This window comes from Terrabacter sp. R4-6 (assembly GCF_057529065.1).
Map to the genome: position 1 here is coordinate 4,358,879 of NZ_CP197224.1, position 22,095 is coordinate 4,380,973.

General features: G+C 73.1%; 25 protein-coding genes and 1 riboswitch. Of the genes, 24 read left to right on the plus strand and 1 reads right to left on the minus strand.

Annotated elements, in window-relative coordinates; all coding sequences use genetic code 11:
- Window positions 1–5 precede the first annotated feature (5 nt).
- The 18 genes from pyrF to rpe all read left to right on the plus strand — a co-directional run bounded on the left by pyrF (window position 6) and on the right by rpe (window position 16,454).
- Entirely contained in the window at window positions 6–851 is an 846-nt protein-coding gene (pyrF, locus tag ACSSS0_RS20110) for an orotidine-5'-phosphate decarboxylase (RefSeq protein ID WP_487229384.1), read from the plus strand.
- 49 nt (window positions 852–900) lie between these two features.
- Window positions 901–1,368, plus strand: coding sequence for a hypothetical protein (locus tag ACSSS0_RS20115; RefSeq protein ID WP_487229385.1), 468 nt, complete (start codon window positions 901–903; stop codon window positions 1,366–1,368).
- Between the two features lie 136 nt (window positions 1,369–1,504).
- Window positions 1,505–1,891 (plus strand): hypothetical protein, encoded by a 387-nt coding sequence (locus tag ACSSS0_RS20120; RefSeq protein WP_487229386.1) that lies wholly within the window; start codon window positions 1,505–1,507, stop codon window positions 1,889–1,891.
- 149 nt (window positions 1,892–2,040) lie between these two features.
- Entirely contained in the window at window positions 2,041–2,358 is a 318-nt protein-coding gene (gene mihF / locus ACSSS0_RS20125) for an integration host factor, actinobacterial type (protein WP_435986237.1), read from the plus strand.
- Window positions 2,358–2,978, plus strand: coding sequence for a guanylate kinase (gene gmk, locus ACSSS0_RS20130; protein ID WP_435986236.1), 621 nt, complete (start codon window positions 2,358–2,360; stop codon window positions 2,976–2,978). The genes mihF and gmk overlap by 1 nt, the downstream gene beginning before the upstream one ends.
- Window positions 2,979–3,079: 101 nt before the next feature.
- The gene (gene rpoZ, locus ACSSS0_RS20135; RefSeq protein WP_020143994.1) at window positions 3,080–3,343 is read left to right on the plus strand and encodes a DNA-directed RNA polymerase subunit omega; all 264 of its coding nucleotides are present in this window, start codon (window positions 3,080–3,082) and stop codon (window positions 3,341–3,343) included.
- Between the two features lie 26 nt (window positions 3,344–3,369).
- Window positions 3,370–4,608: a bifunctional phosphopantothenoylcysteine decarboxylase/phosphopantothenate--cysteine ligase CoaBC gene (coaBC, locus tag ACSSS0_RS20140; RefSeq protein WP_487229387.1), complete on the plus strand. Its 1,239-nt coding sequence runs from the start codon at window positions 3,370–3,372 to the stop codon at window positions 4,606–4,608.
- A gap of 94 nt (window positions 4,609–4,702) precedes the next feature.
- Window positions 4,703–5,926 (plus strand): methionine adenosyltransferase, encoded by a 1,224-nt coding sequence (gene metK / locus ACSSS0_RS20145; RefSeq protein WP_487229388.1) that lies wholly within the window; start codon window positions 4,703–4,705, stop codon window positions 5,924–5,926.
- A gap of 16 nt (window positions 5,927–5,942) precedes the next feature.
- Complete coding sequence (locus ACSSS0_RS20150) at window positions 5,943–7,979, plus strand: primosomal protein N' (protein WP_487229389.1); 2,037 nt, start codon at window positions 5,943–5,945, stop codon at window positions 7,977–7,979.
- An 89-nt stretch (window positions 7,980–8,068) separates the two neighbouring features.
- The gene (locus ACSSS0_RS20155) at window positions 8,069–9,337 is read left to right on the plus strand and encodes a saccharopine dehydrogenase family protein (protein WP_487229390.1); all 1,269 of its coding nucleotides are present in this window, start codon (window positions 8,069–8,071) and stop codon (window positions 9,335–9,337) included.
- Between the two features lie 26 nt (window positions 9,338–9,363).
- Window positions 9,364–9,906 (plus strand): dihydrofolate reductase family protein, encoded by a 543-nt coding sequence (locus ACSSS0_RS20160; RefSeq protein ID WP_487229391.1) that lies wholly within the window; start codon window positions 9,364–9,366, stop codon window positions 9,904–9,906.
- Window positions 9,907–9,984: 78 nt separating this feature from the next.
- Entirely contained in the window at window positions 9,985–10,521 is a 537-nt protein-coding gene (locus ACSSS0_RS20165; RefSeq protein WP_487229392.1) for an ArsR/SmtB family transcription factor, read from the plus strand.
- Window positions 10,518–11,852, plus strand: coding sequence for an MFS transporter (locus tag ACSSS0_RS20170; protein WP_487229393.1), 1,335 nt, complete (start codon window positions 10,518–10,520; stop codon window positions 11,850–11,852). The genes ACSSS0_RS20165 and ACSSS0_RS20170 overlap by 4 nt, the downstream gene beginning before the upstream one ends.
- Before the next feature lie 40 nt (window positions 11,853–11,892).
- Window positions 11,893–12,438: a peptide deformylase gene (gene def, locus ACSSS0_RS20175; protein WP_487229394.1), complete on the plus strand. Its 546-nt coding sequence runs from the start codon at window positions 11,893–11,895 to the stop codon at window positions 12,436–12,438.
- Between the two features lies 1 nt (window position 12,439).
- Window positions 12,440–13,396 (plus strand): methionyl-tRNA formyltransferase, encoded by a 957-nt coding sequence (fmt, locus tag ACSSS0_RS20180; RefSeq protein ID WP_487229395.1) that lies wholly within the window; start codon window positions 12,440–12,442, stop codon window positions 13,394–13,396.
- Entirely contained in the window at window positions 13,389–14,939 is a 1,551-nt protein-coding gene (locus ACSSS0_RS20185) for an RsmB/NOP family class I SAM-dependent RNA methyltransferase (RefSeq protein WP_487229396.1), read from the plus strand. Before fmt ends, ACSSS0_RS20185 begins: the two co-directional genes overlap by 8 nt.
- Before the next feature lie 49 nt (window positions 14,940–14,988).
- Window positions 14,989–15,768: a methyltransferase domain-containing protein gene (locus tag ACSSS0_RS20190; RefSeq protein ID WP_487229397.1), complete on the plus strand. Its 780-nt coding sequence runs from the start codon at window positions 14,989–14,991 to the stop codon at window positions 15,766–15,768.
- Window positions 15,769–15,797: 29 nt separating this feature from the next.
- A complete protein-coding gene (gene rpe / locus ACSSS0_RS20195; RefSeq protein ID WP_487229398.1) occupies window positions 15,798–16,454 on the plus strand; it encodes a ribulose-phosphate 3-epimerase in 657 nt (218 codons plus the stop codon).
- A gap of 27 nt (window positions 16,455–16,481) precedes the next feature.
- Here the strand turns inward: rpe and ACSSS0_RS20200 are convergent, their stop codons facing one another.
- Window positions 16,482–16,841 (minus strand): YciI family protein, encoded by a 360-nt coding sequence (locus ACSSS0_RS20200; RefSeq protein WP_487229399.1) that lies wholly within the window; start codon window positions 16,839–16,841, stop codon window positions 16,482–16,484.
- Between the two features lie 170 nt (window positions 16,842–17,011).
- Between ACSSS0_RS20200 and ACSSS0_RS20205 the strand changes: the two genes are divergently transcribed.
- The 6 genes from ACSSS0_RS20205 (at window position 17,012) to ribH (ending at window position 22,094) form a co-directional block, all read left to right on the plus strand.
- Window positions 17,012–17,557, plus strand: coding sequence for a hypothetical protein (locus ACSSS0_RS20205; RefSeq protein ID WP_487229400.1), 546 nt, complete (start codon window positions 17,012–17,014; stop codon window positions 17,555–17,557).
- A gap of 96 nt (window positions 17,558–17,653) precedes the next feature.
- A riboswitch (FMN riboswitch) is annotated at window positions 17,654–17,782 on the plus strand.
- A 116-nt stretch (window positions 17,783–17,898) separates the two neighbouring features.
- A complete protein-coding gene (gene pnuC, locus ACSSS0_RS20210; RefSeq protein WP_435986221.1) occupies window positions 17,899–18,657 on the plus strand; it encodes a nicotinamide riboside transporter PnuC in 759 nt (252 codons plus the stop codon).
- A gap of 3 nt (window positions 18,658–18,660) precedes the next feature.
- Window positions 18,661–19,761, plus strand: a complete 1,101-nt coding sequence (gene ribD, locus ACSSS0_RS20215; protein ID WP_487229401.1) for a bifunctional diaminohydroxyphosphoribosylaminopyrimidine deaminase/5-amino-6-(5-phosphoribosylamino)uracil reductase RibD — start codon at window positions 18,661–18,663, stop codon at window positions 19,759–19,761.
- A 10-nt stretch (window positions 19,762–19,771) separates the two neighbouring features.
- The gene (locus ACSSS0_RS20220; protein ID WP_487229402.1) at window positions 19,772–20,389 is read left to right on the plus strand and encodes a riboflavin synthase; all 618 of its coding nucleotides are present in this window, start codon (window positions 19,772–19,774) and stop codon (window positions 20,387–20,389) included.
- Window positions 20,386–21,627, plus strand: a complete 1,242-nt coding sequence (ribB, locus tag ACSSS0_RS20225) for a 3,4-dihydroxy-2-butanone-4-phosphate synthase (RefSeq protein ID WP_487229403.1) — start codon at window positions 20,386–20,388, stop codon at window positions 21,625–21,627. The genes ACSSS0_RS20220 and ribB overlap by 4 nt, the downstream gene beginning before the upstream one ends.
- Window positions 21,624–22,094, plus strand: a complete 471-nt coding sequence (gene ribH / locus ACSSS0_RS20230; RefSeq protein ID WP_487229404.1) for a 6,7-dimethyl-8-ribityllumazine synthase — start codon at window positions 21,624–21,626, stop codon at window positions 22,092–22,094. Before ribB ends, ribH begins: the two co-directional genes overlap by 4 nt.
- Window position 22,095: the final 1 nt, after the last annotated feature.

The window sequence follows — 22,095 nt, forward strand, 5'->3', positions numbered from 1 at the left end:
CGACGATGAGCAAGGCCTTCGGGGCCCGCCTCCACGACGCCATGCAGACCCACGGGCCGCTGTGCGCCGGCATCGACCCCCACCGGGGGCTCGTGGAGTCGTGGGGCCTGTCCTACGACGTCGCCGGCCTCGAGCGCTTCGCCCTGACCTGCGTCGAGGCGTTCGCCGGCCGGGTCGCGGCCGTCAAGCCTCAGTCGGCCTTCTTCGAGGTCTTCGGCAGCCGCGGCCTGGCCGTGCTCGAGCGGGTGCTCACCGAGCTGCGCGAGGCAGGCACCCTGACCGTCCTCGACGCGAAGCGCGGCGACATCGGGTCGACGATGGGTGCCTACGCCGAGGCCTACCTCGGCCCGGACGCCGTCGCCCCACCGGACGCCCTCACCGTGAGCCCCTACCTCGGCTACGAGTCGCTCCGTCCCGCGATCGACCTCGCGGAGCAGACGGAACGTGGGCTCTTCGTCCTCGCCCTGACGTCGAACCCCGAGGGCGCCTCCGTCCAGCACGCGGTCCGCGACGGCCGGTCCGTTGCCGCGTCCGTCGTCGACGGCGCCGCGGGCGACAACGCCCCGGCGCGAGGCAGGGGCGAGCTCGGCAGCATCGGACTCGTCATCGGCGCCACCGTCGGCACGGCCGTGCACGACCTCGGGCTCGACCTCGTGGGAGCCGCGACGCCGGTGCTCGCACCGGGCTTCGGAGCCCAGGGCGGCACCGTCGAGTCGCTCGCGTCGACCTTCGGTGCAGCCCGCGGTCAGGTGCTCGCCGCCTCCAGCCGCGAGATCCTCGGCGCCGGTCCCGATCCGCGCCGCCTCGTCGCCCGGACGGCGGAGGTCGCCGAGACGCTCCGGTCGACCTGACGTTCCCAGCCGTGTCACAGCACGTTCCCAGCCGGGTATGCGATGTGGCATGACTCACACTCCACGCGTACGCCGACTGCTCGTCACCGTCGCCCTCGCCGCGACGATCCCGCTCGCGACGGCGTGCGGCTCCAGCACCCCGCCGACGACCGCCGCCGGCAGCAGCTCGTCATCCGCGTCCTCGGCACCGAGCGCGACGCCGAGCACGACGAGTGCCCCGTCCGGAGCCGACTCCGCCTACTGCACGGCGCTCGAGTCCGGGCAGAGGGAGCTCGAGTCGATGTCGTCGAAGATCAGCGACAAGGCCGCCCTCGAGCAGGGCAAGGTCGTGCTCGAGAAGATCGAGGCCGCCGCACCCGACGAGGTCAAGCAGGCCTGGGGCGACCTCATCGCCTTCGTCGACGCCGCGGCGTCGGGCGACAAGAGCGCCGTCACCGCTGCGACGGCGAAGATGGACGCTTCCAGCACGAAGATCGAGGCGCACGCCAAGGCGACCTGCAACCTCGACATCTCCTGACCCCGGGCTCCCCACGCCCCCGGGCTCCCCACGCCCCCGGGGGTGGCTCCAAACGTCACCGGCTCTCCACCGGCCGGAGCGACTCGCTTCGGGCAGTCGCGGGACCGGCGCCGACCCCACGGCATACGGTGTGGGGATGCGAACGACCGCGATGCGCAGGGGCCCCTCGGTGGCGCTCGCGCTGCTCCTCTCGGCGACCTCCCTCGGCGCCTGCTCGTCGGGGTCGACCGGCTCCTACTGCGACGCCCTGACGACCGCCGAGGCGGACTGGAAGGACGCGGGCGCGACGCTCAAGGACCCCGCCGCCGCGACCCGGTTCGTCGCCACCATCACGCAGGTCGAGGCGAGCGCCCCCGAGGAGGTCAAGGCCGACTGGGCCTCGCTGCACGCCCTCGTGGCGAAGTTCACGGTGGACCAGCCCGACCTCACGGCGCTGACGAAGCAGATGCAGGGCTTCGAGAGCTCGGCCAAGCGGATCGAGACCCACGCCAAGGAGACGTGCGGGATCGACCTCGGCAGCTGAGCAGAGCGGGACGGGCGGCCGTCGGGCTGGGCCCCCGCGTTGCGGCGCGGACGGCCGGATCGCTAGGTTCGGCGGAGACAACACGCGAGGCGTGAAGAACGGCAGGGGGCGCAGGGCGCTCCCCGCAGGCAGCGAGGAGACCGAAGACCGTGGCGCTTCCACCGCTCACCCCTGAGCAACGGGCCGCAGCACTCGAGAAGGCTGCAGCCGCACGTCGGGAGCGAGCAGCGGTCAAGAACCGGCTCAAGTACTCCAGCGGCTCGCTCGCCGAGGTCCTCGAGGACGGCAAGGCCGACCCGGTCATCGGCAAGATGAAGGTCACCGAGCTGCTCGAGTCGATGCCCGGCGTCGGACGCGTCCGCGCCAAGGCGATCATGGCCGAGGTCGGCATCGCCGAGTCGCGCCGCGTGCGTGGTCTCGGGGCCAACCAGGTCGCAGCCCTGCTCCACCGCTTCGAGAAGCCGTGATGTCGGCTGACCCGACGACGCCCGCGGAGCCCCAGCACGACGCAGCCGGCCCCCGGCGTGGCCGTCTCACGGTGCTGGCCGGCCCAACCGCCGTCGGCAAGGGCACCATCGCGGCCTACGTGCGCACGCACTTCCCGGGCGTGTGGTTCTCCGTCTCCATGACGACCCGCCGCCCGCGTCCGGGCGAGGTCGACGGGGTGCACTACCACTTCGTAGACGACCACGAGTTCGACCGCCTCGTCGAGGCGGGGGAGTTCCTCGAGTACGCCGTCGTGCACGGGGCCGCCAAGTACGGCACCCCACGGGGTCCCGTCGAGCGCGTCATCCGCGAGGGCCGCGACGCCCTGCTCGAGATCGACCTGCAGGGTGCCCGCCAGGTGCGCGACACGTGGCCCGAGGCGCTCTTCGTCTTCCTCGCGCCGCCGAGCTGGGACGAGCTGGTCCGGCGGCTCGTCGGCCGCGGCACCGAGGACGAGGCCGAGCGGGAGCGTCGCCTGTCGACCGCGCGGGCCGAGCTGGCCGCCCAGAGCGAGTTCGACGAGGTCATCGTCAACGACGATGTTCGTCGGGCGAGCGAAGAACTCGTATCATTGATGAGATCGGGACGCGCCGACCGGTGAGTCCCGACGTGATGTGTGCCAGCCGACGGCATACGACCGCACCGCCGTCGACGTCGCGGCACGCACCTCAAGCCCGCTGAAACCAACGAAACGAGATCACTGTGTCCGGTACCCAGGCTGCTCCCATCGGCATCACCAACCCGCCGATCGACGACCTCCTGACCGCCGCCGACTCGAAGTACGCGCTCGTCATCTACTCCGCCAAGCGCGCGCGCCAGATCAACGCCTACTACTCCCAGCTGCAGGAGGGCCTGCTCGACTACGTCGGCCCGCTCGTCGAGACCGAGGTCCACGAGAAGCCGCTGTCGATCGCGCTGCGCGAGATCAACGAGGGCCTGCTGACCTCGACGCCCACCGAGGCCTGAGCCACCCGACGGGTCCGGAGCAGCCGATGCGCGTCGTCCTCGGGGTGAGTGGCGGCATCGCCGCCTACAAGGCGTGCTCGCTGCTCCGGTTCTTCACCGAGCACGGGCACGACGTCACCGTCGTCCCCACCGCGGCGGCGCTCCAGTTCGTCGGGGCGCCGACGTGGTCGGCCCTCTCGGGCAAGCCCGTCAGCACCGAGGTGTGGGCGTCGGTCCACGAGGTCCCGCACGTGCGCATCGGCCAGTCCGCCGACCTCGTCGTCGTGGCCCCGGCCACCGCCGACCTGCTCGCCAAGGCCGCGCACGGCCTCGCCGACGACCTCCTCACCAACACCCTGCTCACCGCCCGGTGCCCGGTCGCCTTCGCGCCGGCGATGCACACGGAGATGTGGGAGCACCCGGCCACGCAGGCCAACGTCGCCACGCTCCGCTCGCGCGGGGCGCACGTCATCGACCCCGCCGTCGGACGCCTCACCGGCAAGGACACCGGCGCCGGCCGGCTCCCCGAGCCCGAGGCGTTGTATGCCGCGTGCCTGGCGATCGTGTCGGGCGACGGCGCCGTCGTGGCGGGCGAGCCGCCGCGTGACCTCGAGGGTCGCCGCGTCGTCGTGTCCGCCGGCGGCACGCGCGAGCCCCTCGACCCGGTGCGCTACCTCGGCAACCGCTCGTCCGGCAAGCAGGGCGTGGCCATCGCGCGCGCCGCCGCCGACCGCGGGGCGAAGGTCACCCTCGTCGCCGCCAACGTCGCTCTCCCGGTGCCCGAGGGCATCGACGTCGTGCATGTCGAGACGACGCTCGAGCTGCAGCGCGCCGTCGAGGACGCGGCGGCCGACGCCGACGTCGTCGTCATGGCTGCCGCGCCGGCCGACTTCCGCCCGGCACACGTGAGCGAGAGCAAGATCAAGAAGTCCTCGGACCCCGACGCCGGCCTGCGGGTCGAGCTCGTCGAGAACCCCGACATCGTCCGGGGTCTCGTCGCAGCACGCGAGGCGCGTGGAGAGGCCACGCCCTTCATCGTCAGCTTCGCCGCCGAGACGGGCGATGCCCGGGGCAGCGTCATGGACCACGCGCGCGCGAAGTTCGCCCGCAAGGGCAGCGACCTGCAGGTCGTCAACGAGGTGGGCACCGACCTGACGTTCGGCAAGGACGACACGACGGTGCACCTGCTCCGCCGCGGCAGCGACGAGGCGACGACGGTCGGACCGGCATCCAAGGACGCCGTCGCCGACGCGCTGTGGGACACCATCTCGCCCCTGCTGGACTGAGCACTAGACTCTCGCCCCAGCATGGCCTGCCATCCGCAGGACCGGGGCCGCCGAACCACCCGCACCAACTCCGCACCCGACCGAGGGAGAGCAAGTGTCCGCACGTCTGTTCACGTCCGAGTCCGTCACCGAGGGACACCCGGACAAGATCTGCGACCAGATCAGCGACTCGATCCTCGACGCGCTGCTCACCGACGACCCGCAGGCGCGCGTCGCGGTCGAGACGATGGTCACGACCGGACTCGTCCACGTCGCCGGCGAGGTGTCCACGACGGCCTACGTCGAGATCCCGAAGATCGTGCGCGAGACCATCCTCGAGGTCGGCTACGACGGCTCGCAGAAGGGCTTCGACGGTCGTACGTGCGGCGTCTCCATCTCCATCGGCGCGCAGTCGCCCGACATCGCCCAGGGCGTGGACACGGCGCACGAGCACCGCACCGGTGACGTCGACGACCTGCTCGACAAGCAGGGCGCCGGTGACCAGGGCCTGATGTTCGGCTACGCGTGCGACGACACGGCCGAGCTCATGCCGCTGCCGATCCACCTCGCGCACCGCCTCTCGGAGCGCCTGACGCAGGTGCGCAAGAGCGACGAGCTCGCCTACCTGCGCCCCGACGGCAAGACGCAGGTCACCATCGCCTACGAGGGCGACCGCGCCGTCTCCCTCGACACCGTCGTGCTCTCGACCCAGCACGCCCCCGACGTGTCGCTCGAGGGCATGCTCGAGCCCGACATCCGGGCCCACGTCATCGAGCCCGTCCTCGCCGAGCTGCGCGAGAGCGGCACCGACCTCGACGTCTCCGCCTACCGGGCCCTGATCAACCCGACCGGCCGCTTCGAGATCGGTGGCCCCATGGGCGACGCCGGTCTCACCGGACGCAAGATCATCGTGGACACCTACGGCGGCATGGCCCGCCACGGCGGCGGCGCCTTCTCGGGCAAGGACCCGAGCAAGGTCGACCGCTCGGCCGCCTACGCCATGCGCTGGGTCGCCAAGAACGTCGTCGCCGCGGGTCTGGCCCGTCGCTGCGAGGTCCAGGTCGCCTACGCCATCGGCAAGGCACAGCCCGTCGGCCTCTACATCGAGACCTTCGGCACCGAGACCGTCCCGGTCGACAAGATCCAGCAGGCCATCGGCGACGTCTTCGACCTGCGCCCGGCCGCCATCGTCGACGCGCTCGACCTGCTCCGCCCGATCTACCGCCCGACGGCCGCCTACGGCCACTTCGGCCGCACCAAGGCCGACGGCGTCGAGAACCCGTTCACGTGGGAGCGCACCGACCGCGTCGAGGCCCTGCGCACGGCCGTCTCCCGCTGAGGCTAGATTCGCCCCCGTGGGCGACGACGAGACCAAGCAGCGACCGGCCGGACGGCCGGTCGCTGCCGTCGTCGTGGAGACCCCGCTCGCGCACCTCGACCGCGTCTTCGAGTACGCCGTGCCGGAGGAGCTCGACGCGACCGCAGTCCCCGGTGCGCGGGTGCGTGTGCGCTTCTCGGGCCGTGAGCTCGACGGCTTCGTCGTCGAACGACGGGATCGGCCGCAGCACGACGGCCGCCTGACGCCGCTGCGCCGGGTCGTCAGTCCCGAGCCGGTGCTGACCCCCGAGGTCCTCGCCCTCTGCCGCGCCGTCGCCGACCGGTATGCCGGCACGCTGAGCGACGTCCTGCGCCTCGCGGTGCCGAAGCGCCACGCCACGGCCGAGCGCAACCTCGCGATGGAGTGCCCGCCCCAGGACGAGCTCGCCGCGCCGGACCCCGGGCCGTGGGCCGCCTACCCGGCGGGTCCGGCGTGGCTGCGTCGCGTCGCCTCCGGTGAGGCTCCCGCCGCGGCGTGGGCCGCACTGCCTGGGCGCGCGGGAGTCGCGGACTGGCCGGCCGCCCTGGCCGTCGCCGTGGCCACGGCGCTGGCCGCGGGGAGGGGCGCGGTCGTCGTCGTGCCCGACCACCGCGACGTCGACCGCCTCGACGCGGCCCTGACCGCCGTCCTCGGCAAGGGACGGCACGTGCGGCTGACGTCCGACCAGGGCCCGCAGGCCCGCTACACCGCCTGGCTCAAGGTGCTGCGCGGCCACGTCCGGGTCGTCATGGGCACCCGCGCGGCCGCCTTCGCCCCCGTGCACGACCTCGGCCTCGTGGTCTGGTGGGACGACGGTGACGACCTGCTCGCCGAGCCGCGTGCCCCCTACCACCACGTGGGGGTCGTGCTCGGGCTGCGGGCCGCCGCGACGGGGGCGGCCCTGCTCACGGGAGGCTTCGGGCGGAGCCTGCGCGTCCAGGTCGCCGTCGAGGCGGGCGCCCTCGTGCCCGTCGAGGCGGACGCCCCGACCGTGCGCGCAGCTGCCCCCCGCGTCACCATCGCGGGTGAGGGCGTCGACGAGGAGCGCGACGGCCCGGCGGCTCGGGCCCACATCCCCTCCCGGGCGTGGCGGGTCGCCAAGGACGCCCTCGTCGACGGACCGGTCCTCGTGCAGGTGCCGCGGCGGGGCTACCTGCCCTCCCTCAGCTGTGCCGAGTGCCGGACACCGGTGCGGTGCGTCCGATGCCAGGGCCCGGTCGCCCTCGGTGCCGCGGGCACGTCCCCGGCCTGCCGGTGGTGCGGGCTGGCACTGACCGGAGACGGCTTCGAGTGCGGGCACTGCGGCTCGCGACGCCTGCGCTCGTCGGTCACGGGCGCGCGGCGCACCGCCGAGGAGATCGGCCGCGCCTTCCCCGGCTTCCCGGTCCACACGTCGGGCTCCGGCGAGGTGCTCGCCGTCGTCGGGCGCGAGCCGTCCCTCGTCATCGCGACCCCTGGAGCCGAGCCGGTCGCCGACGGCGGCTACACCGCGGTGCTGCTGCTCGACGCGTGGGCGAGCCTCGACCTCCCCGTGCTCGATGCGCCCCTCGAGGCGGTGCGCCGGTGGATGGCTGCGGCCGCGCTGGCCCGCGAAGGGCGTGCCGTCGTGCTGAGCGGCGCCCCGGAGGCCGTCGCGCTGCCTGCTGTCGAAGCGCTCGTGCGATGGGACCCCGCGTGGCTCGCGGCCCGTGAGCTGGCGGAGCGGCGTGAGCTCGGCCTCCCGCCGGCCGTGCGCGTGGCCCAGCTGACCGGTGGCCGGCGCGCCCTCGAGGAGGCGCTCGAGCAGGCCGACCTCCCCGCAGCCGCCCAGGTGCTCGGTCCGGTCCGCCTCTCGCACGCGGGTGCCCCGCCCCGTCGGTCCGCGGTCGACGGCGAGCCCGAGCGTGCCGTCGCCGACCACCACGTGCTCGTGCGGGTGCCTGCCTCAGAGACGGAGTCCCTGACCCGGGCGCTCTTGGCGCTCAAGGCGTTTCGCTCGGCGCGCAAGGAGGCGGACGTCGTGGCGGTGCGGGTCGACCCGCTCGACACGTTCTGACCCGCCGTCGGGTCTCCGGTGATGTCTCGCCGGCGTCTCGCGGGCGTCTCCGTGGCGTCACGGGGACGCCGTCGTGACAGAGTGACGGCATGCCCGAACGCGAGCTCGACATCGTCCTCTACGGCGCCACCGGCTTCGTCGGGGCCCTGACCGCCGCCCATCTCGCCGCCCACGCCGGGCCGGACGTGCGGATCGCCCTGGCCGGCCGGTCGCGCCCCAAGCTCGAGGCCCTGCGCATCGAGCTCGGCCGGGCCGCGGCCGGCTGGGAGCTCGTGGCCGTCGACGCGACCGACGCTCCCGCCCTCCGCGCCCTGGCGGGACGCACGCGCGTCCTCGCCACGACCGTCGGCCCGTACGCCACGTACGGCAAGGAGGTCGCGCGTGCCTGTGCGGAGGCAGGGACGCACTACGCCGACCTCACCGGCGAGGTGCTCTTCGTCCGGTGGTCCCTCGACGAGCTCGACGCCCGGGCCCGCGAGACCGGCGCCGCCATCGTGCACGCCTGCGGCTTCGACTCCATCCCCTCCGACCTCGGCGTCCTCACGACGGCCCAGCGCGTGGCCGCGGACGGTGAGGGCACCCTGGCGGAGACGACGCTGCTCGTCCGCTCGCTCAAGGGCGGCTTCTCCGGCGGCACCATCGACTCCGCCCGCCAGCAGGCGATCACGGCCCGTGCCGACGCAGGCGCCCGCCGCGTGCTGGGCGACTCGTATGCGCTCAGCCCCCGACGCTCCGAGGAGCCGTCCTCGGGTCGTCGCCCGGCCACCGGCGTCCTCGGTCGGCTCCGTCGGCTCGTGCCCGTCGACCGCGACCCGTCGACCGGTCGCTGGACCGGGCCGTTCGTCATGGCGTCGTTCAACACGCGCATCGTGCGGCTGTCGAACACGCTCACCGACTGGTCCTACGGCCGCGACCTGCGCTACCGCGAGGCGACCGACTTCGGCTCCGGCCCGATGTCGCCAGTCCTCGCCGGTGGCATGGCCGTCGGGCTCGGCGGGGTGGTGGCAGGCATGGCGTTCCGTCCGACCCGGGCCGTCATCGACCGCTTCCTGCCCAGGCCCGGCGAGGGTCCCAGCCCGGAGGCTCAGGCCGCCGGCCGCTTCCGGCTCGAGATCCGCTCGACGACGACGACGGGTGCGCGCTACCGCACGCGCGTGGGGGCCGACTACGACCCGGGCTACGGCGGCACGGCGGTCATGCTCGGCCAGACCGCCCTGGCCCTTGCCCTCGACGACGGACTGCCGCGACGGAGCGGTGTCTGCACGCCCGCGACGGCGCTCGGGGAGGTCCTCGTCGAGCGGCTGCGGGAGCAGGGCTTCACCTTCGACGTCGAGCGCGACGACCGGCCCACCGACTGAGCACCACGACCGACAGGAGGCAGCACATGGGACGCATCGAGGTCCACGAGTTCATCTCGCTCGACGGGGTGTACGAGAGCCCGAGCTGGACGGCCGAGTTCCCCTTCGATCCGAAGATGGGCGAGGCCATCGCGCGCCTGACCGCCCCCGGCTCCGAGCTGCTCCTCGGGCGCCGGACGTACGAGATGTTCGCGCCCGCCTGGTCGGCCCGCAGCGACGACGACGACCCCGGCGCGTCCTTCTTCAACGGCGCCCGCAAGAACGTCGTCTCCTCGACGCTGCGCGATCCCGAGTGGAACAACTCCCGCGTCCTGGGCCCCTACGACGCGGACGTGATCCGCGGCCTGCGCGACGAGGTGGACGGGTCGCTCTACGTCAGCGGCAGCGGCACGCTCGTCCGGGCGCTGCTGCGGGACGGGCTCGTCGACGGCCTGCACCTCTTCGTCTTCCCCGTCGTGCTCGGCGCGGGGGAGCGGCTCTTCGCCGACGAGGGCGTCACGGGGCTGCGACTGTTCGAGACCGAGGCCTACGACAGCGGCGTCGTGCACCTCGCCTACGGCCAGGGCTGAAGCCTTCGGACCGACCGAAGGGACGACCTCCAAAGGAATGCTTGACGGTCGATTGAGCCGGACGGCATACTCCCAAACATGTCTTTGGAGGAAGAGCGGATCAGCGAGCTCCGCGCCACGGCCCACCCGCTGCGGCTGCAGATGCTCTCGCTGCTGACCGGCGCCGAGCTGAGCGCGGCCGAGGTCGCACGCGAGCTCGACGTCACCCAGGCCAACGCCAGCTACCACCTGCGCCTGCTGCACGCCGCAGGCCTGCTCGAGGTCGCGGGGGAGGAGACGGTGCGCGGCGGCAGGGCCAAGAAGTACCGCCACCCGTGGGACGCCGCGGTCGTGCGTCCGCAGGCCGCGCGGAACGAGGACCGGCTCGCCGACGTGCGGGTGCTCGCCGACATGATCCCGCGGCGCTTCCTCGAGCTCGCTCCCGGCACGCAGAGCCGTTTCACCGACGCCGACCTCTGGGTCGAGCCGGAGGTCTGGGAGAAGGTCACGGCGCTCGTCCACGAGGCGAGCGCCCTGCTGCACGCGTCGGCACGCCCGCCACGCACCGAGGGCACCATCCGGACCGCCCTGTCCGTGGCCGCCTTCCGGCTCCGCGACGGGAAGGAGACGTCATGAAGGTCCGGGAGTCGCTGGGCGCCCTGGCCGACAGCAGGTTCGCGTGGTACTTCGCGGCCCGGACGGTCTCGACGGCCGGCTCGGTCATGGTGCCCGTCGCCCTCGCGTTCGCCGTGCTCCACATCGACCAGTCGGCGGCGGCGCTCGCGCAGGTGCTCGGCGTGCGGACCCTGACGATGGTCGTCTTCCTCCTCGTCGGGGGAGTCGTCGCCGACCGCTTCTCGCGGATCGTCGTGCTCCAGGTCTCACACGTGCTGACGTGCCTCACCCAGGCGCTCTCGGCGTACCTCATCATCAGCGGCGACGCCACACTGACCCAGCTGACCGTCATCGAGGGCGTCAACGGCGCGGTGTCGGCCTTCACGATGCCCGCGATGATGGGCATCGTCCCGCTCGTCGTCGACCGCCGACGGCTCCAGCAGGCCAACGCGTTGCTCTCCTTCAGCCGCAGCGGCCTGTCGATCATCGGACCGGCGATCGCCGGCCTGCTCGTCGTCGGTGTCGGGCCCGGGTGGGCCCTCGCCGTCGACTCACTGACCTACGTCGTCGCGATCGTCTGCCTGACGCGCGTCGGTCTGCCCCGTCGGTCCCAGGAGGCAGGCGGCCCGCAGCACTCGATGGTGCGTGAGCTGCGCGAGGGGTGGAGCGAGTTCACGAGCCGCGAGTGGCTGTGGGTCATCGTCCTCGTCTTCGGGCTGACGAACGCCATCCACTCCGGCATCGTCGGAGTGCTCGGTCCGCTCATCGCGAAGTCGTCCGCCTCGATCGGCGAGGCGGGGTGGGGCGTCGTGCTCAGTGCCGAGGCCGCCGGCACCGTCCTGATGACCATCGTCATGCTGCGGCTGCAGCTGCGGAGACCGCTTCGCGCCGGGATGCTCGCCATCTGCGTGCTTGCCGTCCCCATGGTCCTCCTCGGCGTCGCGCCGGCGATCGTACCCGTCGCGATCGGGTTCTTCCTCGCCGGCGCGGCCGTGGAGGTCTTCGGCGTCGGCTGGAGCACGGCCCTGCACGAGCACGTCCCCGTCTCGGTGCTCTCACGCGTGTCGAGCTACGACGCGCTCGGGTCGTTCGTCGCCATCCCCATCGGGACGTTCCTCTACGGCTGGCTCGCGACGACCGTCGACACCGAGGTGCTGATGCTCGTCAGCGCCGGCGTCTACGTCGTCATCTCCCTCTCCGCGCTGCTGTCGCGGTCGGTGCGTGAGCTGGGGCGCAGCAGCGAAGACCCGGCCGCGGTCGGGTCGCCCGGAGATGCAGCCACGCCTGACCCGACCCGCGACGTGACCGGTGCAGCCGCCGGCGCCGAGGCCGACGGGCCGCCGCGGTCCTAGACTGGCGGCGCCCCACGCCTTTCCCGACCCCTGGAGACCTGTGTCGATCAAGGACATCCGACTCTTCGGTGACCCGGTCCTGCGGACCGCCGCCGCCGAGGTCACCGACTTCGACAAGCAGCTGCGCGTGCTCGTCAAGGACCTCGAGGACACGATGCTCGACGCCCCCGGCGCCGGCCTCGCGGCCCCGCAGATCGGCGTCGGCCTGCGGGTCTTCACGTACTGGGTCGACGGCGTGCTCGGCCACCTCGTCAACCCCGTCCTCGACTTCTCCGACGAGGAGCAGGACGGTCCCGAGGGCTGCCTCTCGATCCCGGGTCTGGCGTTCGACACCAGACGCGCCCTGTCCGTCGTCGCCAAGGGCCAGAACATGTGGGGGGAGCCCGTCGTGCTGGAGGGCACCCAGCTGCTCGCGCGCTGTGTCCAGCACGAGACCGACCACCTCGACGGCATCCTCTTCCTCGACCGGCTCGACCCCGAGGCACGCCGCGAGGCGATGCGGGCCATCCGAGCAGCGGAGTGGTTCGCCGAGGACCCACCCGAGGTGCGGATCAGCCCGCACTCGACCTTCGGCCGGGCGATGTGACATGAGAGTCGTCTTCGCAGGCACCCCCGAGGCGGCTGTGCCCAGCCTCGATGCCGTCGCAGCCTCGGGCCACGAGCTCGTCGGCGTCGTCACCCGCCCTGACGCCCCCTCGGGCCGGGGCCGGCGGCTCGAGGCCTCGCCCGTGCGCCGCCGGGCGGACGAGCTCGGGATCCCGGTGCTCACCCCAGCACGGGTCAAGGACCCCGACTTCCTCGAGGCCCTCACGGCGCTCGCGCCCGACGCGTGCCCCGTCGTGGCCTACGGCAACCTCATCCCGCCCGACGCGCTCGCCATCCCGCGGCTCGGCTGGATCAACCTGCACTTCTCGCTCCTGCCCGCGTGGCGGGGGGCGGCGCCGGTCCAGCACGCGATCATGGCCGGCGACGAGGTGACCGGAGCGTCGACGTTCGTCATCGAGCGCGGTCTCGACACCGGCCCCGTCCTCGGCGTCATGACCGAGACGATCCGGCCCACCGACACCGCCGGCGACCTGCTGGGTCGGCTGTCGGCAGCCGGGGCCGGCCTGCTCGTCGCGACCCTGGACGGGCTCGAGTCCGGTGACCTCGTCGCCGTGCCGCAGCCGTCCGAGGGCGTGTCGCTCGCCCCGAAGATCGAGGTCGAGGACGCCCACATCGTCTGGACCCGTCCGGCGACCGCCGTCGACCGGCTCGTGCGGGGCTGCACGCCGGCGCCCGGCGCATGGACCACCTTCCGCGGTGAGCGGCTCAAGGTGTCGCCGGTGACCCTCGCGGAGGGCGCCGACGGCGCCGACGCGTCCACCGGGGACGCCCTCGGCGCCGGCGAGCTGCGGGTGACGAAGAAGGCCGTCCTCGTCGGCACCGGCACCGGGCCGGTGCGCCTCGGCACGGTGCAGGCGCACGGCAAGAAGCCGATGCCGGCCGCCGACTGGGCGCGAGGCACGCGCATCGAGGCGGGGGAGCGGGTCGGCGATGAGTGACGGGCGACGGGGCGACGGACGACCGGGCGACGGACGACCGGGCGACGGGCGCCGGGGAGAGCGCCAGCGGCCCCAGGCCCGGGAGCGATCGGCCGGTCACCGGTCCGAGCAGCGGCCGTCAGAGCGGGCCCGGCGCACCGACGCGCCCAGGCTCGCCGCCTACACCGCGATGCGCGAGATCGCCGACGGTGCCTACGCCAACCTCGCGCTGCCGAAGCTGTTGCGCGAGAAGCGGATCAGCGGCCGCGACGCAGGCTTTGCCACCGAGCTCGTCTACGGCGCCACGCGCCTGTCCGGTCTCTACGACGCGATCATCGCGTCGGCCGCCGGTCGGCCCGTCGACAAGATCGACGCCAACGTGCTCGACACGCTGCGCCTCGGGGCGCACCAGCTGCTCGGCATGCGCGTGCCCAGCCACGCCGCCGTCGACGAGACCGTGGCCCTGGCGCGGCAGGTCAACGGCGCCGGTGCCGCCGGCTTCGTCAACGCCGTGATGCGGCGCATCAGCGAGCGCGAGCCGGAGGAGTGGACCGACCTCGTCACCCGGGACGTCGCCGACCCGGTCGAGCGCCTCGCGCTGCGCACGTCTCATCCCGTGTGGATCGCCAAGGCCCTGAGGGCCGCGCTCATCGGGCACGGTGCCGCGGGACCGACCGACGTCGGGGAGTCGCTGACAGCGCTCCTGGAGAGCGACAACGCCGCGGCCAAGGTGTCGCTCGTCGCGCGCCCGGGCCTCGCCTCGCTCGACGAGCTCGAGGATGCCGGCGCAGAGCGCTCCGGGCTCAGTCCCGTGGGTGCCACGCTGCCCGAGGGCGACCCCGGAGCGATCGCGGCCGTGCGCGACGGTCGCGCGGCCGTGCAGGACGAGGGCTCCCAGCTGCTCGTGCTCGCCCTGGCCGCTGCCGACACCGAGGGAGAGGCCGCCGAGCACGAGCGGTGGCTCGACCTCTGTGCCGGACCCGGCGGCAAGGCCGGGCTGCTCGCAGCCCTCGCCATCGAGCGCCGGATCCCCTTCGTGGCCAACGAGATCAGCGAGCACCGCGCCGACCTCGTCTGGCAGACCCTCGCGGCCGCGCGCGCCGAGGCGCGCGAGCTCGACACGAGCCTCAAGGTGCGGCACGGCGACGGGCGCGAGCTCGGCGAGCTCGAGCCCGGCGGCTTCAGCCGCGTCCTCATCGACGCCCCGTGCACGGGTCTCGGGGCGCTGCGGCGTCGTCCCGAGGCGCGCTGGCGGCGCGGCCCCGGAGACGTGGCGGCCCTGGCCGGGCTGCAGCGGGAGCTGCTCGAGTCCGGCATCGAGGCCACCGCGGCGGGAGGGCTCGTCGGCTATGCCACGTGCAGCCCCCACCTCAACGAGACACGCTTCGTCGTCACCGACATCCTCAAGCGGCGCGACGACGTGGAGCTCATCGACGCACGGCCGCTCTTCGTCGACGCGTCCGGTCGCGAGCTGACGGGTCTCGGCGAGGGGCCCTACGTCCAGCTCTGGCCGCACGTCCACGGCACCGACGCGATGTTCTTCGCCCTGCTCCGCAAGCGGTAGCGCCCGAAAAGCGCTCGCGCGCCCGCGCAGCCGTGGGCAGGGTGGGGCCGTGACGGCATACGCGATCGACGACCTCGAGCCCACCCCCTTCGACGAGCGGGTGGCACCGACGTACGACGCGGGATCGGCACACATGTTCGCGCCGGCGGTCCTCGGGCCGACCGTCGACGTGCTGCACGACCTCGCCGGCGACGGAGCCACGCTCGAGCTCGCCATCGGCACGGGCAGGGTCGCGCTGCCGCTGTCCGAGCGCGGCGTCGAGGTGCACGGCATCGACGTCTCGGAGGCGATGGTCGCCGAGCTGCGACGCAAGCCCGGCGGGGACGGGATCCCCGTCACCATCGGTGACATGGCGACGACCCGCGTCGGCAGCGGCTACCGCGTGGCCTACCTCGTCTACAACACGATCACGAACCTGCTGACCCAGGACGAGCAGGTCGAGTGCTTCCGCACCGTCGCCGAGCAGCTCGCGCCCGGCGGCAGCTTCGTCGTCGAGGTCTTCGTGCCACAGCTGCGTCGGATGCCGCCCGGGCAGACCGCCGTGCCCTTCCACGTCGGGAGCCGCCACGTCGGCTTCGACACGGTCGACGTGGTCACGCAGCAGTGCGTGTCGCACCACTACGTCCGGGAGGGGCTGCACGACGCCCAGGGTCGGGAGGTGGCGAGGTATGCCGGCTCCGCGCACCGCTACGTGTGGCCGTCGGAGCTCGACCTCATGGCGCGCATCGCGGGCCTGACCCTGACGCACCGCTGGGCGGACTGGGACCGCACTCCCTTCACCGCGGAGTCGGAGTCGCACGTGTCGGTGTGGACGAAGGGTGCTGCCTGACGCCGGCCACCGGCCCCTAGGCTGTGCGCGTGCAGATCTCACCGAGCATCCTCTCCGCCGACTTCGCCAACCTCGAGTCGGAGCTGGGGCGCATCGCGAACGCCGACTGGGCGCACGTCGACGTCATGGACGCCCACTTCGTGCCGAACCTCACCCTCGGCCTCCCGGTCGTCGAGGCGCTGCTGAAGGTGACCCCGGTCCCGATCGACGCGCACCTGATGATCGAGGACCCGGACCGATGGGCGCCGGCCTACGCCGAGGCCGGCTGCCAGTCGGTGACCTTCCACGTCGAGGCGGCCCGCGACCCCCGGGCGCTGGCGCGGACCCTGCGCGCGGCCGGGGCCCGGGCGTCGATGGCGCTCAAGCCCGGCACGGCGTTCGCGCCCTACGAGGACCTGCTGCCCGACCTCGACATGGTGCTCGTCATGACGGTCGAGCCGGGCTTCGGCGGCCAGTCCTTCATGGCCGACCAGATGCCGAAGGTGCGCCAGGTGCGCGAGGCGGTGCGCCGCCACGGCGGCGAGATCTGGATCCAGGTCGACGGTGGCGTCAGCGCCGACACGATCGAGCAGTGCGCCGAGGCGGGCGCCGACGTGTTCGTCGCCGGCTCCGCGGTCTACGGGGCCGAGGACGCCGCGGCCGCCGTCGACGAGCTGCGCGCGCTGGCGCTCACGCACCGGCACTGACGACGCCAGCCACGGCGACCGCCGCGGTCAGTCGACCTTCGGCTGCGGCTTGAAGCGGCGGACCTCGTGCGCCCAGCCACACGCCTCGGCGATCCGACCGGCCCACATCTTCGCCGTCTCGTCGTCGGGCACCCTCACGATGGCGAAGCCACCGAGGAACTCCTTGGTCTCGACGTACGGCCCGTCGGTGACCAGCACGCTGCCGCTCGTGGGGTCGGCGTGGTAGACGGGACCGTCCTCCTCCTCGAGGCCCCCGGCGAAGACGTACACGCCGGCGGCCTTCATCTCGTTGACGACCGCCATCGCGAGCGGTCCGCGACCACGGAACCACTCTTCGGAGTGGTCACCGACCCACTGCTGGTTGAAGTAGAGGAGGTACTCGGCCACGACGGGCTCCTTCTGTTGCGGCGGACCCTGTTGTCCGCGTCATGCCTACTACACGAACGGCTGACGGCGATTTCGACACGATCGAGGATCGTGTTGTGCCGTGGTCGGTGGACGCGGCGCGCCACACTGGAGCCCAGGGCGGTGACACACATGGCCGGGACGGGGGAGACATGACACGCGGGCCACGAGTCCTCATGGCCGCGCTCGTGTCCGTCGCCACCGCTGCGGCCGTCGCCGGGTGCGGCACCCCGAACCAGCCGGGCGGAAGCACGACGGCCGTGCCGGACGGAGGCGTCGGCTTCGGCTGGTTCGCCTACGCGCCGCTCGGCTCGACGGACGCGTCCGGCAGGCCGGTCGGCACACCCGTCGACGCGGTCGAGCGGTCCGGGCTCAGACTGCCGGCCACGGCCACGGTCACCGAGGTCGGGACCCACGGCGGTCCGATCGGTACCGAGAGCTATCTCTTCGCCTTCCGGGTCGACCGGTCGACAGCGACCGCGTTCTGCGAGCAGGGTGGTCTCGGCGGCGCGGTCGCGGTGCCCGGCGACGTGTCGGACGACGTCATGGTCGCCCTCGGCAGTCCTCGCGTGACCGAGGGATCCCGATGGTGCGCGAGCACCTCGACCACGCATCCCGCGTGGTCCCGGTACGCCCTCGTGGACCCCGGTGACCCGACCACCGTCCATCTGGCACTGCAGCGGGGGCAGCAGCGCTGAACAGGGGGGCGCCCACGGACGGTGAGCAGACCTGTCGTGGTGGCCGTCACGCGGGCGCGACGTGCGTCGCCCACCGACGCGGGTGCATACTGGCTGTACGTGCTCCGGGGTCGGTGTAATTCCGAGCCGGCGGTTACAGTCCGCGACCCGACCGCATCCAGCGGCCGGTTGACCTGGTGAAATTCCGGGACCGACGGTGAAAGTCCGGATGGGAGGCAGCACGAAACAGGCCGTCGTGGCCTGGGCCGTCGGCGTCGTCCGTTCCGGCTCGACCACGTTGGCGTGTGGAGTTACCCCGGAGTTCGTCCGTGCCACGACGAACGACCAAGGACGAACACCACATGCAGGCTCTTGCTCTGGCTGACCAGACGAAGAACGTCTTCCAACAGGCCATCGACGCCACCATCCCGATCGGGCCCTACCAACTGCACTGGCTCGAGCTGATCGGCGTCCTCATCGGACTCGCCTCCGCCTACCTCGGCATGCGCCGGTGGGTCTGGGCCTGGCCCGTCGGGATCCTCGCGAACATCATGCTGTTCTTCGTCTACCTGGGCGCCGTCTTCGGCGCCGACGAGCGCATCCCGCTCTTCGGGCAGGCCGGCCGGCAGGTCTTCTTCATCATCACGAGCATCTACGGCTGGTGGCGCTGGTCGCAGGTGCGCCGGCTCAACCACGCCGGAGACTCGAGCGGCGTCGCGATCACCCCGCGGTGGGCCACGACCCGCGAGCGCGTCGCCGTCGTCGCCTTCTGGCTCGTCGCCACGGTCGTCGTGCACCAGGCGTTCGTCTGGCTGTGGAACCTCTCGCCGAACCCGTTCTTCACGCCCGAGTGGTGGTTCTACTGGTGCGACGCCTGGATCTTCGTCGGATCGATCGTCGCGACGTACGCCATGGCGCGCGGCTGGAACGAGTTCTGGCTGGCCTGGATCGCCGTCGACCTCGTCGGCGTGCCGTTCGCCTTCGCGACCGACTACGTGCCGACCGGCGTCCTCTACACGTTCTACGGCCTCTTCGTCATCTACGGCTTCACCCAGTGGGTCAAGGTCTCGCGGGTCAGCGAGCCCGACGTCGAGCCGCAGCTGACCGGGACGTCGAGCTGACCCATGGGTGACACGGCCGCCCCGGCGTGGATGCGACGAGCCCTCCGGCTCGCCGCCTCCGGGCCGTGGCCCGACCCCAACCCGCGGGTCGGCTGCGTCATCGTGGCCGCGGACGGCGCCGTCGTCGGTGAGGGCCACCACCACGGGGCCGGCACGCCGCACGCGGAGATCGAGGCCCTGCGCGCGGCCGGTGCCGCCGCACGGGGGGCGACCGCCTACGTCACGCTCGAGCCCTGCTCGCACACGGGCCGCACCGGCCCGTGCGCGGAGGCTCTCGTCGAGGCGGGTGTCGCCCGCGTGGTCTTCGCGCAGTCCGATCCCAACCCGGACGCCGCCGGCGGCGCCGAGCGGTTGCACGCCGCCGGGGTCCAGGTGACCGGGGGAGTGCTCGCCGACGAGGCGGCCGCCCTCAACGAGCGCTGGGCGCGCAGCGTGGCCCGCGGTCGACCGCTCGTCACGTGGAAGCTCGCGACGACCCTCGACGGCAGGAGTGCGGCGGCCGACGGGAGCAGCCAGTGGATCACGGGAGACGCGGCTCGCGCCGACGTGCACGCGCTGCGCGCCACCCGCGACGCCGTCCTCGTGGGGACCGGCACCGTGCTCGCCGACGACCCCCGCCTCACCGTGCGTATGCCGGGTGGCGCGCTCGCGCCGCAGCAGCCTCTCCGCGTCGTCATGGGAGAGCGCCCCCTGCCGGCCGGGGCGCGTCTCCACGACGGGCCGGGAGAGGTGCTGCACCTGACCACCCGTGACCCTCGCGAGGCCCTGGATCGCTTGTGGCACAGAGGAGTCCGCGACGTGTGGCTCGAGGGCGGCCCCAGGCTGGCGGCAGCGTTCCTCCGGGCCGGGCTCGTCGACGACGTCTACGCCTACGTCGCGCCCGCGCTGCTCGGCTCGGGCCGGGCCGCGGTGGCCGACCTGGGCATCGCCACCATCGCGGACGTCCGCCGCCTCGACCTCGTCGACGTGACGGTCGTCGGGGGAGACGTTCGCATCCACGCCGTGCCCGCCGCCGACGAGCCGAGCGCTGACGGCGCGACGGGAGACGCCCTGACCAGGGACGAGCCGGACGGCGCCACCCAGCGAGTGCACGCAGAACCCTGAGGAGACAGACATGTTCACCGGAATCGTCGAAGAGCTCGGCACCGTCGCAGCCATCGAGCACGGCGCCGACTCGGCCGTGCTGCGCATCGACGGCCCCCTCGTCGTCAGCGACGCCACGCACGGCGCCTCCATCTCCGTCAACGGTGTCTGCCTCACCGTGACCGAGCACGACGCGTCGGGCTTCACGGTCGACGTCATGGCCGAGACCCTCGACCGCAGCAGCCTCGGGGCCCTCGCCCCCGGCGACCGCGTCAACCTCGAGCGCGCCATGCCGGCCGACGGCCGCTTCGGCGGTCACGTCGTGCAGGGGCACGTCGACGGCACCGCCACCATCACGGCGCGCACGCCCGGGGACCGTTGGGAGACGGTCGACTTCACGCTCCCGCCCGGCCTCGCGGCATACGTGGTCGAGAAGGGCTCGATCACCGTGGACGGCGTCTCGCTCACCGTCGCCCACGTCGGCGACGACGGGTTCGGCGTCTCGCTCATCCCCACGACACTCGACCTGACCACCCTGGGGCACAAGGGAGTCGGCGACGTCGTCAACCTCGAGGTGGACGTCATCGCGAAGTACGTCGAGCGACTGCTCACCCGCCGACGGAGCGACCGACAGGAGGTCGAGTCATGACCAGCCTCTCCACCGTGGAGGTGGCCCTCGAGGCACTCCAGGCCGGCCGGCCGGTCCTCGTCCTCGACGACGAGGACCGCGAGAACGAGGGCGACCTCGTCCTCGCGGCGGAGACGGCCACCGAGGACTGGATGGCGTGGACGATCCGCCACTCGTCCGGCTACCTCTGTGCGCCGATGCCCGACGAGATCGCGGACCGGCTCGAGCTGCCCCTCATGGTCGCCGAGAACCGCGACCCGCTGCGCACCGCCTACACCGTGTCGGTCGACGCGGCCTCGGGCGTCACGACCGGCATCAGCGCGGCCGACCGCCTGCACACCGTCCGGGTGCTCGCCGACGTGGACTCGACGCCCGCCGACCTCATCCGGCCCGGGCACATCCTGCCGCTGCGTGCCCGCCACGGCGGCGTGCTGACGCGTCCGGGCCACACGGAGGCGGCCGTCGACCTGACTCGGCTCGCGGGCCTCTCGCCCGTCGGGGTCATCGGCGAGCTCGTCCACGACGACGGCACGATGATGCGCTTCGACGCCGTCCTCGAGCTCGGCCGCGAGTTCGGCCTCCCGGTCATCACCATCGAGCAGCTCATCGACCACCGCCAGCGCCTCGACCGGGTCGAGCGGCTCGCGACGACCCGCATCCCGACCGTCCACGGCACGTTCACCGCGCACGGGTACCGCGACACGCTCACCGGCGACGAGCACGTCGCCCTCGTCAGCCCGCGCGGGCTGCAGGGCCGTGGCCGCAGCGGACCCGTCGTCACGCGCCTGCACTCCGAGTGCCTGACCGGCGACGCCTTCGGGTCCCTGCGCTGCGACTGCGGGCCCCAGCTGCAGGCGTCGCTGGCGCGCGTCGGGCGCGACGGGGGCGTCGTCGTCTACCTCGGCGGCCACGAGGGCCGCGGCGTCGGCCTCGTCGACAAGCTCCGTGCCTACTCCCAGCAGGACCGGGGCGCCGACACCGTCGACGCCCAGACGGCGCTCGGGCTGCCCGTCGACGCTCGGGAGTACGCCGCGGGCGCGGCCATCCTGCACGACCTCGGTGCGACGCAGGTCGTGCTCCTGACGAACAACCCCAACAAGGTCTCGGCCCTGCGGCACCTCGGTCTCGACGTCGTCGCGGTCGAGCGGCTGCACGGGCCGATGGGCGCGGACAACGAGCAGTACCTCACGACCAAGCGCGAGCGCATGGGTCACGACATCCCGGTCACGACCGACCGGCACGGCAAGGAGACGGCATGAAGGACGGCGCCCCCACCATCGCCACCGACGGCACCGGGCTGCGGGTCGCGGTCGTCGCGGCGAGCTGGCACGAGCAGGTCATGGACGGCCTGCTCGACGGCGCGCGCCGCGGCCTCGCCGACGCCGGCGTCACGCACGTCGACGTCGTCCGCGTCCCCGGGACGTTCGAGCTGCCCGTCGCGTGCGCGAGCCTCGCCGACCGCTACGACGCCCTCGTCGCGCTCGGCGTCGTCATCCGCGGTGGCACGCCCCACTTCGACTACGTCTGCCAGGCCGCGACCGTCGGCCTCACGGATGTCTCGGTGCGCACGAGCACGCCGGTCGGCTTCGGGGTCCTCACGTGCGACGACGAGGCCCAGGCCCTCGACCGGGCCGGGCTGCCCGGGTCCGCGGAGGACAAGGGTCACGAGGCCGCGTCGGCGGCCGTGGCGACCGTCGCCGCCCTCCGTGGCGTCGCCACGACGTGAG

What these genes read in the sequence shown, in the direction of transcription:
- ACSSS0_RS20205 (WP_487229400.1), top strand. Translation starts at nt 17,012, where the DNA reads ATGACACGCGGGCCACGAGTCCTCATGGCCGCGCTCGTGTCCGTCGCC.
- pnuC (WP_435986221.1), top strand. Translation starts at nt 17,899, where the DNA reads ATGCAGGCTCTTGCTCTGGCTGACCAGACGAAGAACGTCTTCCAACAG.
- ribD (WP_487229401.1), top strand. Translation starts at nt 18,661, where the DNA reads ATGGGTGACACGGCCGCCCCGGCGTGGATGCGACGAGCCCTCCGGCTC.
- ACSSS0_RS20120 (WP_487229386.1), top strand. Translation starts at nt 1,505, where the DNA reads ATGCGAACGACCGCGATGCGCAGGGGCCCCTCGGTGGCGCTCGCGCTG.
- gmk (WP_435986236.1), top strand. Translation starts at nt 2,358, where the DNA reads ATGTCGGCTGACCCGACGACGCCCGCGGAGCCCCAGCACGACGCAGCC.
- ACSSS0_RS20155 (WP_487229390.1), top strand. Translation starts at nt 8,069, where the DNA reads ATGCCCGAACGCGAGCTCGACATCGTCCTCTACGGCGCCACCGGCTTC.
- coaBC (WP_487229387.1), top strand. Translation starts at nt 3,370, where the DNA reads ATGCGCGTCGTCCTCGGGGTGAGTGGCGGCATCGCCGCCTACAAGGCG.
- ACSSS0_RS20160 (WP_487229391.1), top strand. Translation starts at nt 9,364, where the DNA reads ATGGGACGCATCGAGGTCCACGAGTTCATCTCGCTCGACGGGGTGTAC.
- fmt (WP_487229395.1), top strand. Translation starts at nt 12,440, where the DNA reads ATGAGAGTCGTCTTCGCAGGCACCCCCGAGGCGGCTGTGCCCAGCCTC.
- ribH (WP_487229404.1), top strand. Translation starts at nt 21,624, where the DNA reads ATGAAGGACGGCGCCCCCACCATCGCCACCGACGGCACCGGGCTGCGG.
- ACSSS0_RS20170 (WP_487229393.1), top strand. Translation starts at nt 10,518, where the DNA reads ATGAAGGTCCGGGAGTCGCTGGGCGCCCTGGCCGACAGCAGGTTCGCG.
- ACSSS0_RS20165 (WP_487229392.1), top strand. Translation starts at nt 9,985, where the DNA reads ATGTCTTTGGAGGAAGAGCGGATCAGCGAGCTCCGCGCCACGGCCCAC.
- ACSSS0_RS20185 (WP_487229396.1), top strand. Translation starts at nt 13,389, where the DNA reads ATGAGTGACGGGCGACGGGGCGACGGACGACCGGGCGACGGACGACCG.
- ACSSS0_RS20220 (WP_487229402.1), top strand. Translation starts at nt 19,772, where the DNA reads ATGTTCACCGGAATCGTCGAAGAGCTCGGCACCGTCGCAGCCATCGAG.
- pyrF (WP_487229384.1), top strand. Translation starts at nt 6, where the DNA reads ATGAGCAAGGCCTTCGGGGCCCGCCTCCACGACGCCATGCAGACCCAC.
- ribB (WP_487229403.1), top strand. Translation starts at nt 20,386, where the DNA reads ATGACCAGCCTCTCCACCGTGGAGGTGGCCCTCGAGGCACTCCAGGCC.
- ACSSS0_RS20115 (WP_487229385.1), top strand. Translation starts at nt 901, where the DNA reads ATGACTCACACTCCACGCGTACGCCGACTGCTCGTCACCGTCGCCCTC.